This is a genomic window from Pseudomonas grandcourensis (assembly GCF_039909015.1).
Lineage (GTDB): Bacteria > Pseudomonadota > Gammaproteobacteria > Pseudomonadales > Pseudomonadaceae > Aquipseudomonas > Aquipseudomonas grandcourensis.
The window spans coordinates 4504021-4517774 of record NZ_CP150919.1 but is presented as its reverse complement, the minus strand read 5'-3'; the positions used below and the strand labels follow the sequence as shown (position 1 = coordinate 4517774).

The 13754-nt window shown below is 56.0% G+C and carries 9 protein-coding genes; 8 read left to right on the top strand and 1 reads right to left on the bottom strand.

Annotated elements, in window-relative coordinates:
• The first annotated feature begins 5 nt into the window (after positions 1-5).
• From AABM52_RS20140 to AABM52_RS20115, 6 genes are all read left to right on the top strand, one after another.
• Positions 6-1361: a DUF1329 domain-containing protein gene (locus AABM52_RS20140; protein ID WP_347907557.1), complete on the top strand. Its 1356-nt coding sequence runs from the start codon at positions 6-8 to the stop codon at positions 1359-1361.
• A gap of 154 nt (positions 1362-1515) precedes the next feature.
• Entirely contained in the window at positions 1516-2466 is a 951-nt protein-coding gene (locus AABM52_RS20135; protein WP_347907556.1) for a formylglycine-generating enzyme family protein, read from the top strand.
• A 142-nt stretch (positions 2467-2608) separates the two neighbouring features.
• Positions 2609-4825 (top strand): glycoside hydrolase family 3 C-terminal domain-containing protein, encoded by a 2217-nt coding sequence (locus tag AABM52_RS20130; RefSeq protein WP_347907555.1) that lies wholly within the window; start codon positions 2609-2611, stop codon positions 4823-4825.
• Positions 4826-4941: 116 nt separating this feature from the next.
• Positions 4942-6615, top strand: coding sequence for a sulfatase (locus tag AABM52_RS20125; RefSeq protein ID WP_347907554.1), 1674 nt, complete (start codon positions 4942-4944; stop codon positions 6613-6615).
• A 297-nt stretch (positions 6616-6912) separates the two neighbouring features.
• Complete coding sequence (locus tag AABM52_RS20120) at positions 6913-8277, top strand: DUF1329 domain-containing protein (RefSeq protein ID WP_347907552.1); 1365 nt, start codon at positions 6913-6915, stop codon at positions 8275-8277.
• Between the two features lie 392 nt (positions 8278-8669).
• Positions 8670-9557, top strand: a complete 888-nt coding sequence (locus AABM52_RS20115; RefSeq protein WP_347907550.1) for a D-hexose-6-phosphate mutarotase — start codon at positions 8670-8672, stop codon at positions 9555-9557.
• A 175-nt stretch (positions 9558-9732) separates the two neighbouring features.
• Here AABM52_RS20115 and AABM52_RS20110 read toward each other — a convergent pair whose 3' ends face one another.
• A complete protein-coding gene (locus AABM52_RS20110) occupies positions 9733-10650 on the bottom strand; it encodes a LysR family transcriptional regulator (protein ID WP_347907548.1) in 918 nt (305 codons plus the stop codon).
• An 80-nt stretch (positions 10651-10730) separates the two neighbouring features.
• On the opposite strand from AABM52_RS20110, the gene AABM52_RS20105 reads away from it, so the two are divergent.
• Positions 10731-11969, top strand: a complete 1239-nt coding sequence (locus AABM52_RS20105) for a 3-hydroxyacyl-CoA dehydrogenase NAD-binding domain-containing protein (protein WP_347907546.1) — start codon at positions 10731-10733, stop codon at positions 11967-11969.
• A complete protein-coding gene (locus tag AABM52_RS20100) occupies positions 11966-13741 on the top strand; it encodes an acyl-CoA dehydrogenase C-terminal domain-containing protein (RefSeq protein ID WP_347907545.1) in 1776 nt (591 codons plus the stop codon). The genes AABM52_RS20105 and AABM52_RS20100 overlap by 4 nt, the downstream gene beginning before the upstream one ends.
• Positions 13742-13754: the final 13 nt, after the last annotated feature.

Sequence of the window (13754 nt, the reverse complement as noted above, 5' to 3'; positions counted from 1 at the left end):
CTATCATGTTCAGATTGGAATTTCTGTCTACCGGCGTGTTGATTTCCGCTTTGCTGGCATCTTCGATGGCATATGCCCAAGTAGATGCAGTTCAGGCTGCTCGACTCGGCAAGGATCTCACCCCGATAGGGGGAGAGAGGGCGGGCAATACTGAAGGAACTATCCCTGCATGGGACGGTGGTCTGGCCAAGCGTGTCGACGCGTACGATTCTGTGGTGGGCTACAAGGATCCTTTTGTCGCCGACAAGCCGTTGCTTACGATCAGCGCAGCCAATGCCGACAGGTACGCCGACAAGCTCAGTCCCGGTCAGATGGCAATGCTAAAACGCTATCCGAAAACCTGGAAATTGTTGGTGTATCCGACGCGTCGTTCGGCTTCCTATCCAGAGAGTGTGTACGAAGCGGTCAAACTCAATGCACTCAACGCCAGACTTGTGGAGGACGGCAATGGTGTTGCCGATGCCAAGAATGTCGTACCGTTTCCTATCCCGCATTCGGGGTTGGAGGTGCTCTGGAATCATCTGATGCGCTACCGGGGTGTGGGTATTAAGCGCAACTTCGCCAGCGCACAACCACAGATCAACGGCGACTATGTTATGAAAAAACTGTCGGACATTATTCTGTTCAATCAGGATGTCACCGACAACAGCAAGAGTAACGGCAACATTCTGGTGTACACGTTGCAGTCGACTCTTGCGCCGGCACGTCAGGCTGGTGAAATAACACTGGTGCATGACACCGTCAACCAAGTGAATACGCCACGCCTGGCATGGAACTATGCAGTAGGTCAGCGCCGAGTTCGGCGCGCACCGCAGATTGCGTATGACAACCCGTCGAATGACGGACTGACGACTATCGATAATAACGACATGTTCAGCGGGGCGCCTGATCGCTATGACTGGCAACTGATTGGCAAAAAGGAAATGTATGTTCCGTACAACAGTTTCCGCCTTGCTTCCAAGACGAGTAAGTACAGCGACATCATTAAACCTGGTCATGTAAATCCAGAGCTCTTGCGCTACGAGTTACACCGGGTATGGCATGTGCGTGGTGTGCTGAAGGAAGGCCAGCGGCACATTTACAAACAACGCGATCTGTTCCTTGACGAAGACACATACCAGATCGTAGTAGCCGACCACTACGACAATCGCGGCGAAATTTGGCGGGTCGCTGAAGCTAACACCATCAATTACTACGACCAGCCTTTGGTATGGGTGACGGGCGGGGCGACGTATGACCTGATTTCCGGGCGTTACAACATCGGCGGCTTGGCTAACGAGGAGGTGCCGTTTGACTTCAATGCATCTTTGTCTCCGGCGGATTTCTCGCCTGGGAAGCTGCGCCAAGATGGTGTTCGCTGAGCGACCAGGGCATGCGCCAGGCTCTGGCGAAGCCATCGACACGTGCTCATCAGGTCTGTATCTAAACGGACGAGTTCATTGAGTTCGCTCAGCGCAAAGAACCGCTGAAAAAATGGGACCTGACATTGCGTAATGAAGATAGGAGAGGCAGTACATGGTAATGCACACCAGTCCCCCGGAAGGCATGGTTTTTCTGTCCGGTGGCATTTTCAGAATGGGTTCTGATCGCTTCTATCCTGAAGAGCGACCTGTCCGCAAAGTGCATGTCGATGAATTCTGGATCGATGCTACACCGGTCACCAATCGACAGTTCTCCATCTTCGTGGAGGCCACTGGATACAAGACCTTCGCCGAGCGCGCGCCGGATCCTGAGGATTATCCCGGTATGCCACTGGAGATGGCTAAAGCTGGTTCGCTGGTTTTTGTGCCGCCGAAGCCTTCCGTGAACCTGGTGAGCCCGGCGCAATGGTGGATCTTCCGTTTCGGCGCCTGGTGGCGAGAACCACTGGGTCCGGGAAGCTCGATTGAAGGACTGGAAGACCATCCGGTCGTACATATCGTCTATGTGGATGCTGAAGCTTACGCTTCCTGGGCTGGTAAAGCGTTGCCGACCGAAGCCGAATGGGAATATGCGGCTCGCGGTGGCAACGATGGATTTGACTTCGCCTGGGGTGACTGTCTCGCCCCGGATGGACGGATGCTTGCAAACTATTGGCAAGGCCGCTTCCCCGTTGAGAACCAACTGTTAGATGGTTGGGAAAGGACCTCGCCGGTAGGGACCTTCCCGGCCAACGGCTACGGTCTGTTCGACATGATCGGTAACGTATGGGAGTGGACAGCCGACTGGTTTGCATCGCCCTCGGCAGGATTGCCGCCGACTGCGCATTGTTGCGTACCAAGCAATCCGCGTGGTGGTCGGGAAGAGGACAGCTACGACCCCGATACTCCCAACCTACGCATAGGTCGCAAGGTGGTCAAAGGCGGATCGCATCTTTGCGCACCGAACTATTGCCAGCGATATCGCCCCGCCGCGCGTATTCCGCAAGCCGATGACACTTCAACTTGTCATGTTGGTTTTCGCTGTGTCTGGCGTGCGCCGTCCTAGCCTGAAGAAATAGAAGAGAAAAAGGGATGGTCGCTGCGTGGCCATTTCATAAATGGTCGAACATCCCTGGATGGGGGTGACGGTCGGGTGTTCGCTTATCGAAAGCGTTCATCGCATCGATACATCAAGTATGGGAGCGTTCATGTTGAAGAAAAATAATAAGAAGACCGGCCTTGCAGTCAGTGCAAGCCTATTGCTGTCGTTCACCCAGGCTGGGCTTGCCGCTTCAGCCCAACAAGATTCGTCAGCGGATGAGCGAGCCCGTAAAACCGAGCAGAAAATGACCAATGCAGAGCGATATTCGCTCCTCTATAGCCTTATGCCTGTCCATCTTGTGTTCGGAGGGAGGGATAAGCGGGTTTCAGATGAGGTGCCGGTCGGTGCGGGCCATGTACCAGGCGTGCCGCGCTTGGGTGTCCCTGCGTTATCCATGACTGATGCCAGTTTGGGAGTGACCAATCCCCACAACTTCAGAACCGGTGACTCAGCGACGGCATTGCCGGCGGGACTCGCTTTAGGGGCGACCTTCAATCCGCAACTTGCTAAAGAAGCAGGAGCCATGCTGGGTAGAGAGGCTCGCTCCAAAGGTTTTAATGTACTGCTCGGTGGAGGCATGAATTTGGCGCGCGATCCGCGCAATGGTCGAAACTTCGAATACATCTCGGAGGATCCTCTGCTCAGTGCGCGTATTGCCGCCGGTGCGATCAATGGTACCCAGAGCGAAGGGGTGATCTCTATGGTCAAGCACCTCTCTCTGAACGGCAACGAAACCAACCGGCATTGGCTCAATGCCGTGATCGATGCGGCTGAACATCGAGAGTCGGATCTTTTGGCTTTCCAGATGGCGATAGAACTGGCCCAGCCCGGATCGATCATGTGTGCCTACAACAAGGTAAACGGCGAATATTCCTGTGGTAATGAACATCTGTTGAATGATGTGTTGAAAAAGAGCTGGGCGTATAAGGGTTGGGTCATGTCCGACTGGGGCGCGGTTCAGGACTGGTCCTATGCACTTAAGGGGCTAGATCAGGAGTCCGGGGCCCAGTTGGACAAGCTTGCCTGGGGTAAGGAGTGGTTCAACGAACCGCTTCAGGCAGCCCATGCCGAGGGCAAACTACCCGATAAGCGTCTTTCGGATATGGTGCAAAGGATCCTTCGCTCGATTTACGCAGTGGGGGTCGATAAGCCGGTCAAAGAAACCCCTATCGATCTGGATCAGCATAACCAGATTGCACTTGAGGTGGCGAGACAGGGGATCGTTTTGCTGAAAAACGAAGCAATATTGCCCCTTCAAAGCGAAAAGACGATGCGTATCGCGGTGATCGGTGGTTTGGCAGACACCGGAGTCCTGTCCGGCGCTGGTTCGAGTCAAGTGATCCCGCGGGGTGGCTTTGCCACGGTCATACCTGTGGGCGGACAAGGGTTGATGGCGAACCAACGCAAACAGAGCTTCCTCCCTTCGGCACCAAAGTCGGAGCTGCAGAAGCTGATGCCGAAGGCTAGCATCACCTATGATTCAGGCGCTTTCCCCGTGGAGGCCGCCATACTCGCCAAGCAGTCTGATGTAGTCGTCTTGTTCGCAACGCGCCACGAGGCTGAAGGGTTTGATAGTCCTGATTTGTCCCTGCCTTTTGGTCAGGATGCGTTGATTGACGCCGTTGCAAGCGCCAATCCCAATACCATCGTTGTTCTGCAGACTGGCAATCCAGTGGCCATGCCATGGCACACCAAGGTTAAAGCAATTGTCGAGGCTTGGTACCCAGGGCAGGCGGGAGGGCAGGCGATCGCCGAAGTTCTAACCGGCCAGGTCAATCCATCCGGCCATCTCCCGATGACGTTTCCAGCTGATATCGGACAAACACCACGACCTGAACTTCCAGGCTTCGGTACGCCGTTCGGCACCCCGCTGACGGTCAACTATTCCGAAGGGGCCGAAGTGGGCTATCGATGGTTTGCAAAGAAGGATGAGAAACCCCTGTTCGCTTTTGGTCATGGTCTGAGCTACACCAGTTTCGCTTTCGATGATCTTAAAGTCAGTGGGGGAGAGACGATCACGGCGAGTTTCACCGTGACGAATACCGGCAAGCGTAAGGGTATCGATGTTCCACAGCTCTACCTCACCGACGCGGCAGGTGACAAACGAGTTCGTCTATTAGGTTTCGAGCGATTGGAGCTAGAGCCAGGTGAGGCTCGTCGGGTGTCGGTCAAGGCAGATCCACGTTTGCTAGCACGTTTCGATACAGCGTCTAATCAGTGGCACGTTAATGCGGGTGAATATCGTGTGGCGCTGGGCGAATCTGCGCAGGCGCTACTTTTGACGGCAACGACAGACCTGGTCGAACAGCGTTTCGTCGATTGATCCCTCCGCCGGCTCACGGTGAGTCGGCTGGAGGCACGAACACAAGTAGTTATCTGGGTCAGCATCGCAACCCATTCGATTGCTAATACGTTGTTACGGCGGAAGAAGGAAAAAACATGAAACCGCGGAAACATTTGCTGGGGGTAGCTATCGCTGCTTTCGCTACGATGCTTAGTGTCAGTCCAATGACCTTGGCAAGGGAAACAGATAAAAAATCTCCACCGCGCAATATGGTCTTTATTCTGGTCGACGATTTGCGTTTTGATGGTATGGGTTTCTTGCAGTCAGAGTTGCAGACTCCCAACATCGATCAACTAGCCAAGGGAGGGGCTTATTTTCCCAATGCTGTGGTCACTTCGGCGCTTTGCTCTCCGAGCCGCGCGACGATTTTGACAGGGCAAACGGCGCGGACTCATGGAGTGATCGACAACAATAATTCATCAGAGGAAGGTCTGACCTTCTTTCCACGTTACTTGCAGCAGGCGGGATATCAGACGGCCTTAATCGGTAAGTGGCACATGGGGGCGGAAACCGACGAGCCGCGCCCAGGTTTTGATAAGTGGGTGAGTTTCAAGGGGCAGGGGAACTATTTCCCGACTGACTTCCTGTCGCCTGCAGCGATGAAGAGTGGGGTCGTGCACACGCTCAATGTCGATGGCAAGCTGGTTCCTCAGAAGGGCTATATCACGGACGAACTTACCGACTATGCGATGAATTGGTTGGAGAAAGAGCGCGATACTTCAAAGCCGTTCTTTCTCTATCTTAGCCATAAAGCAGTGCATAACTTTCCGAAGCCGCCGGAGCGTTATAAGGGGCAATATAAAAATGCCACTTTTAAACTGCCGGATAGCGCAGCCGATACACCGGAGAATAAGATCGGCAAACCGATGTGGGTGCAGAACCAGCGTAACAGTTGGCACGGTCTGGACTTTTTCTATCACTCGAATGTGAAGATGACGGATTACTTGAAAGATTACTACGCCACGTTATCCCCCGTGGATGATAGTGTAGGTCGGATTATGGAGTACTTAAGGAAGAATAACCTCGAAAAGAACACTATGGTGGTGTTCTATAGTGATAACGGTTACTTGATCGGTGACCATGGTTTGATTGACAAACGTAATGCTTATGAGGGTTCGATAAAGGTACCACTGGTGGTGTATGCGCCGGGGCTGATTCCTGCGGGAGTTACCAATCCCGTCAGGGTGCGTAACCTGGATATTGCCCCGACGCTCCTGGATGTCGCTGGTATTGAGGCGCCTCCTCAGTTTGAAGGACAAAGTGTACTGGAGGTAGCTAGTGGCCGGCTACCGGTTGGGGACTGGAAAGTCCCGGACTTTGTCTACGAGTACTACTGGGAATGGACCTATCCGATGACACCAACCACTTTTGCGATCCAGCGCGATCAAATGAAGTACATCCAGTACCAGGGTGTATGGGATATCGAGGAACTCTACGATTTGGAAAGTGATCCGCGTGAGATGCACAATCTGATCGATGAACCACGTTATCTGGAAACCAAGACTGCTCTACGCAAGGCATTGTTCGAACAAATGGCCAATGCCGATGGCAAGCACGTAGTGCCGTTCACTGAGAGATACTCAAGAGGTGCGGTGCGGCGTCATCGTGAAGGCCCGGGTGCGGCACCGTTTCCCGATCAGTGGCTGGTTGAACCTAACCGCTTGGACCGATTCAACGACCAACTTGCAGATACCCCGGCCAAGCTAAAGGCGGAGCAAGAGGGGCGGATTTATTTTCCAGATGCAGATGACACACGTTCGCAGCGATAGCAAGTGAGGGGTCTACCGAATTCAGCTGTTTTTTATATGGTTGAATTCGGTTTTGAAGTAGTAATTGGTACTCAATAATGTGGTTTGCCATCAGAGATAATGAAGGGAACTAATAGGTGCCGTTTAGTCCCTTAGTTGCTGTGTAGGTTTAGTACTTTGAACTCTGTTCTCATCAGTATTCCGATGCGCCAGGTGCACATTCAGCAATGGCTTCGGAAGTTCGAACTGTATCTCAATGCTGTGAATCAAATCTCAAACCGTGGTGCCAGCGTCTAAACACCTGATAAGGAGCCCCTGATGATCAGTTGTACCCAACTGACTCAGGCCATTGGCCTGGGCTTGAGCCTGCTCGTCACCCAGACGCTGGCAGCGGTGCCGGCCGATCAGATCAGCCGGCTCGACAAGGACCTTACGCCCATCGGCGCCGAGCGTACCGGTAATGCCGATGGCACTATTCCGCCCTGGACCGGCGGTTTACCCAAGGATGTCAGTCGGCGCGACGCCAATGGTTTTCTTCCGGATCCCTATGCCGCCGACAAGCCACTGCTCATCATCACAGCGCAGAACGTCGAGCAGTATAAAGACAGGCTGACTCCTGGGCAGTTGGCTTTGTTCAAGCGCTACCCAAACAGCTATCGCATCCCGGTTTACCCAAGCCGCCGTTCGGTCAGCCTGCCGCAGAAGTACCTGGACAGCACCCGCCTGAATGCAGTCGATACCCACTTGGAGAACAATGGCGATGCCTTGCAGAATTATCGCAGCAGCGGACTGCCCTTCGTTATTCCGCAGAACGGTCTGGAGGTTGTCTGGAACCATATTGGCCGCTACCGTGGGCAGTCCTTTCAGCGTCTGGTGGTGCAAGCATCGCCGCAGGTCGACGGCAGCTTTACACCGAGCCTGATCGAGCAGCAACTGGCCTATCCGCAAGGGTTGTCCGATTACAGTCCGGGTGAGATGGCAAACATTCTCTACTTCTTTCGTCAGGAGGTCCTGTCCCCGGTGCGTCTGGCCGGCAATGTAGGATTGGTGCATGAGACGATCAATCAGGTCGAGGAGCCGCGAATGGCCTGGCAGTATTACGCTGATCAGCGTCGCGTACGGCGTGCCCCTCAGGTTGCCTACGACAGCCCAGGTGCCGAAGGTATGCGGACCACGGATGATTTCGACATGTTCAACGGCGCCCCTGACCGCTTCGACTGGAAGCTGATGGGTAAAAAGGAATTGTACATTCCCTACAATGCCTATCAGTTGGGCTCACCCAAGCTGCGCTATGACGACATCATTAAGCCGGGTCATTTGAACCCCGAACACACCCGTTACGAGTTGCACCGAGTCTGGCACGTAACCGCCACGCTCAAGCCGGGGCAGCGACATGTCTACTCGCGGCGCGATCTGTACATCGATGAGGACAGCTGGCAGGCCGCTGAAGCGGATGCGTATGACAGTCGTGGCAATTTGTGGCGCGTTTCCGAGGGGCATACCAGCTTCTTCTATGACCAGCAGATGCCATTGTTTAATGCTGAGACCCATTACGACGTGCAGTCCGGACGTTATGCGGTAAACGCTCTCTACAATGAACAGAAGAACGCCTACCAGTTTGATCTTGATTTCAACCGCAAGCAGTTCACGCCGAGTGCACTGCGAACCAGCGGTAATCGCTGATACCAAGCGTGTAGCCTACGGTGCCCATTTTGGGGCTTGAAAAGGTAGATCCTGATCTGTCTGGCGATGCGCTTAATCATCCGAAACTATCGAAACTGACGTGGAACTGCGCGCTGTTACTGATTAAGAACAATGATGTGCAAGTCTATGTGGTTTTGTTCAATCAGCGTCTTTTTGTCTCAAAGAAGCATGGCAAGCGTGCGGTTGTCGTTTAAAAGACGTGATTCAGCAGTGTTATCGAGCTACTTAAATGTATGGGCGTATTGTCGATCAGCGCCAACACGTCATATCCAGTAATGCAGGTTTGGCGGCTGCTTTGGCAAGAAATTACGGGGAGAAGTCGTGCTTAATGAGCGGGTTGTATCCATTGTGAATGTGGCGGGAAGTTTATCGTGAGTCTCGCTCATCCTACAGGTCCATCGCTTGAGTGCGATTGGGAAAACGCTTTGATCCGACTACTGCGATCAAACAACCATCAACTTTTTCGCTGGACAGAGCACCAGGGGCGCGAGCTTCTTCTGATTCAGCATCCGCGTTGCGAAGCAGTGTTCAGCCGAACGGGTGGGCAGCTTTTGCATTTCCGTCCGCGTGGAGAACGGTCGCTGCTATGGTGTGCCACACGCTGGCCTAAAGTTGGGGCAATTCGGGGGGGCGTACCAGTCTGTTGGCCTTGGTTTGGTCGCCACCCTGTAGAACGTGGTTTGCCCCATCATGGTTGGGCCCGGCTCACCGACTGGCAATTAATCAAAAAACAAGCAGACAGTCAGGGGGTCCAGCTGCATTGGTGTCTGGAACTGCACGATTGGCGAGTGGAACTGAAGGCAGTATTGGGTGATGAACTCCATCTGCAACTCATCACTAGCCACCGTGACTCGGAGCCCTGTCTTCTGAGCCATGCCTTGCATGCGTACTGGCGTGTAGCGGATGTTCTGGAAGTCACCCTGGATGGCCTTGATGGTGCTCAGGTGCATGACCTGTTCACACAGGACGCGTTTACCCAGAAGGGAACCATCAGAATAGTGAATGAGCATCATCGAGCTTACCGACAAGGCGCAGTGATGCACCTCAGCGACCCGGTTTGGCAACGTCGCTTGCGTATTGATGGGGCCAGCAATATGAATACTGTAGTTTGGCATCCGGGGAGCATGCCGCTCAGTGATGTAAGTAGGGTCGAAGGAAGGGAATTCCTTTGCGTCGAGGCTGCGAGATGTTTGGAGGACAGTCTAGTGCTGGCACCAGGCCAAGAGGCCCGGCTTGAACTAAGGGCGAGAGTGGACTGAAAAAGCCCTTCCTTTAGCCGGAAAATTCGATTGTTGGAAAAGGAGCTTGGCACGTACCTGTTTGATCTACATGGCTGCCGGGCAGTCCTTGTTATTGTTTGGGCGATCCACTGCAGGGAGCACTTCGGTCCGTAGCCAATACCATAGCGGAATGCCAGCCACCGCATTGGGTGGCTCAGCCCGGTTGAATCGCCAGGACCTGCGCCTCAAGCCAGGTCAGCGCCGGGTCGTGCTGGCGATGCGTCAGGCGTACCAGCTCCAGATCAAAGGGCGGCAGCGCGAATGGCAGTTCATACAGCTTCAGGGGCAGCAGCCGGGCGAACTGCAGTGCCAGTTGCGTCGGCAACACGACACAGAGTTCGGTCGCAGCCACCAGATGCGCGGCTTGCAGATAATTGGGCGTGGTGTAGACGATCTCTCGCACGAGGTTCTGCTCCGCCAGCCATTGGTCGACCATGCCTCGGGTCTGGCCACCATGGACCCAGACGTGGCGCAATTGCAGGAAGCGCTGCAGGTCCAGGCCGTCATTCAGTCGCGGATGGTCCTGACAGACTGCGACTCGCAGTGTTTCACTGCGCCAGAGCTGGCGGGTGAAACGTGCCGGTACGTGATCGAAACGGCCCAGCACCATGTCCAGTTCGCCCCTATCCAGCGCCTCGGTGGGCAGGTTGGGAGTCAGGTGAGCAACATCAATGCGTAGGTGCGGCGCTTGAGTTTTCAGGCTCGCCAGCAAGGACGGCATGCACAATTGTTCAACGAAGTCGGTCAGGGCAATCTTCAATTGACGACGGCTGCGCTGTGGGTCGAACGCGTCATCGGTGGACAGTGTTTGCTCGATTTGTTGCAAGGCAGCGCGAATAGGCCCTTCCAGCGCTAGGGCTCGAGGGGTCGGACACATGCGCCGACCGACGCGCACAAGCAGGGGGTCGTCCAACGTATCGCGCAAGCGCGCCAAGGCGTTGCTCACCGTGGGTTGGGTCAACGCCAGGCGTTGCGCCGCGCGCGAGACATTCTGCTCACGCAGCAACATGTCGAACACGCGCAGCAGGTTCAGATCAAAGTTTGAAATATTCATGATCAGAATATATGGCATATGAAAATGAAATTTCAAAAATACTTGAAGCCTGCTTAGGGTGACGGCTGTTCATTTTTCCCAATGCAGGAGTACCGCGCGTGAGCACCCCTTTCGATATCCAGCAGGTCGCCGTGATCGGCGCAGGTACCATGGGCCGGGGCATCGTCATCAGTCTGGCGAGCGCCGGGTTGCCAGTGCTGTGGCTGGAGAGCAATACCCAGACACAAAACGCGGGCCTGGCCATGATTGAGCAAACCTGGTCGCAGCAGGTGGGTAAACACCGCATCATTCAGTTGGAGGCGGACGCCAATCTCCAGCGAGTACGCCCGGTGCAAAGTTACGCGGCGCTGGCCGAGGCGGACCTGGTGATCGAAGCGGTGTACGAAAGCCTGGAGCTCAAGCAGGAAATCTTCCGCGCGCTGGACGTGCACCTCAAGCCAACGGCGATTCTGGCCAGCAACACCTCGGCGCTGGATATCGACGCCATTGCGACAGTCACCGGGCGTCCACGACAGGTGTTGGGTCTGCATTACTTCAGCCCTGCCCACATCATGAAGCTGTTGGAGATCGTTCGTGGCAAGGACACCGACAGCCAAGTGCTCGAAGTGGCTCGCAGCCTCGCCCGGCGAACCGGCAAAGTAGCGGTGGTGGCGGGCAACTGCCCCGGTTTCATCGGCAATCGCATGCTGCGCAGCTATGTGGCCGAGGCGCGAAAATTACTCCTGGAGGGCGCATTGCCCCAACAGGTGGACGAGGTGCTGCAGCAATTTGGTTTCGCCATGGGCCCGTTCCGCATGTATGACGTGGTCGGCATCGATCTGGAGTGGCGCGCGCGTCAACTGGCCGGGGAGGGCATGGACGCCCCCTTGGTGCAAGTCGACAACGCCTTGTGCGAGCTCGGGCGCTTGGGTCAGAAAACCGGTGCGGGATACTACCGCTATGCTCCCGGCAGTCGGCAGGCCGAGCATGACCCACTGGTGGACGAATTGGTGCTCAAGGTGTCTCAGGGGCTGGGCTACCGCCGCCGCGAGATCGACCCATTGGAAATCCTGGATCGCTGCCTTTTGGCACTGGTCAATGAGGGCGCGAAAATCCTCGAAGAAGGCATTGCGGCCAACAGCCATGACATCGATCAGGTTTGGCTCAACGGTTATGGCTTTCCGGTTGAAAGCGGAGGACCGATGCGCTGGGCGGATGAGCAGGGCATGTATTCCCTGCTAACTCGACTGGAACGTCTGCAAGGTCTTTTCGGCGAGCATTGGCATCCCGCCCGACTGATCCCCCGATTGATGGCCAGCGGCAAACGTTTTGCCGATGTCGTGGAGGGCCGCGTATGAACTACCAGGCACCGCTGCGCGATATGCGCTTCGTATTGCATGAAATGTTCGATGTCGCCGGGCACTGCCAACACCTGGGTCTGGACCTGGACCGCGACACCCTTGACGGCATCCTGGAAGAGGCGGGGCGCTTCACCGCAGAGGTGATAGCCCCGCTCAACCGCAACAGCGACGAGCAAGGCTGCCAATTGCTCGGCACTGAAGTCAGCACGCCGGATGGCTTTCGCCAGGCCTATCGTCAATACGTCGACAACGGTTGGGCGAGCATGACCGGGCCGATGGCCTACGGGGGGCAAGGGTTGCCGCAAATGGCGTCGGCCTGTGTCCACGAGATGTTGATGGCGGCGTCATTGTCGTTTCGAATCTATTCAGGGCTGACCGAAGGCGCGGTCCTGGCGGTGCACCGCCATGGCAGCGAAGCGCTCAGGCAAACCTGGCTGGGCAAGATGGTCAGTGGCGAATGGACCGGCACCATGTGCCTTACCGAGCCTCAGGCCGGCACCGACCTGGCGTTGCTGCGCACCCGCGCGCAGCCTCACGCCGACGGCAGCTATCTCATCACCGGCAGCAAGATTTTCATCAGCGGCGGCGAGCACGACCTGACCGACAACATCATTCATCTGGTGCTGGCACGCTTGCCCGATGCCCCGGCCGGCGTGAAAGGCATCAGCCTGTTCCTGGTGCCCAAAATCCTCAGCGATGGCCGACGCAACGAGCTCAGCTGTGGCGCGCTGGAACACAAGATGGGCATCAAGGGCGCATCGACCTGCGTCATGAATTTCGACGGTGCCCAGGGCTGGCTGGTCGGTGAGCCAAACCAGGGCCTGTCCTGCATGTTCACCATGATGAACGATGCGCGATTCCAGGTCGGGTTGCAGGGATTGGGGATCGCTGAAGCCGCTTTCCAGGGCGGCCTGGCGTACGCCCGTGAACGCCTGCAGTCACGCTCGCTGGCCGGTGCCGTGGCGCCGGAAAAAGTCGCCGACCCCATCATTGTCCATCCGGATGTGCGCCGCATGCTGCTGACGCAGAAATCCCTCACCGAAGGCTGCCGGATGCTGGGCACCTACATCGCACGGCAACTCGATCTCGAGCACGGTGCTCCAGATCCCGAGGACCGTCGCACAGCCATGCGCCGCGCTGCGTTACTGATCCCGATCGTCAAAGGGTTCTTCACCGATGTCGGCCAGGAGGTCGCCAGCCTGGGCGTGCAACTCTATGGCGGGCATGGCTACATCCGCGATTGGGGTATGGAACAGTTGATGCGTGACAGTCGCATCACCCAGCTCTATGAAGGTACCAACGGTATCCAGGCGCTGGACTTGGTCCGGCGCAAGCTGATGGGCGATGGCGGTGCCGAATTGCACGCGTTGGTCGATGAGCTGGCTCAGCACGTCGAAGCTGCTGGCCATCAACCCCGGCTGCAGGTAATGGCGGGTGCAGTCAGTCAGCGCCTCGAGGAATGGCGCGCATTGGGTAAGACCATCATCGAGGCCTGCCAGCGGGACCCGCAGGAAATCGGCGCGGTCTCTGTGGAGTTCCTCGCGTATTCGGCTTACGTCCTGCTGGCCGGGCTCTGGCTGCAGGCAGCGGTTCGAGCGGGTGAAACCCTGACTAACGGCACCGGTGAAAGCGCTTTCTATCAAGCCAAGCTGCAGACCGCTGACTTCTACTGGCGGCGCGTATTACCCCGTGCAAGCGCACACCGGGAAGCATTGTTGGGTGGCGCGAACTGTTTGATGGCGATGCCCGCGAGCGACTTCAGTTGCTGATTGCAGACGTATT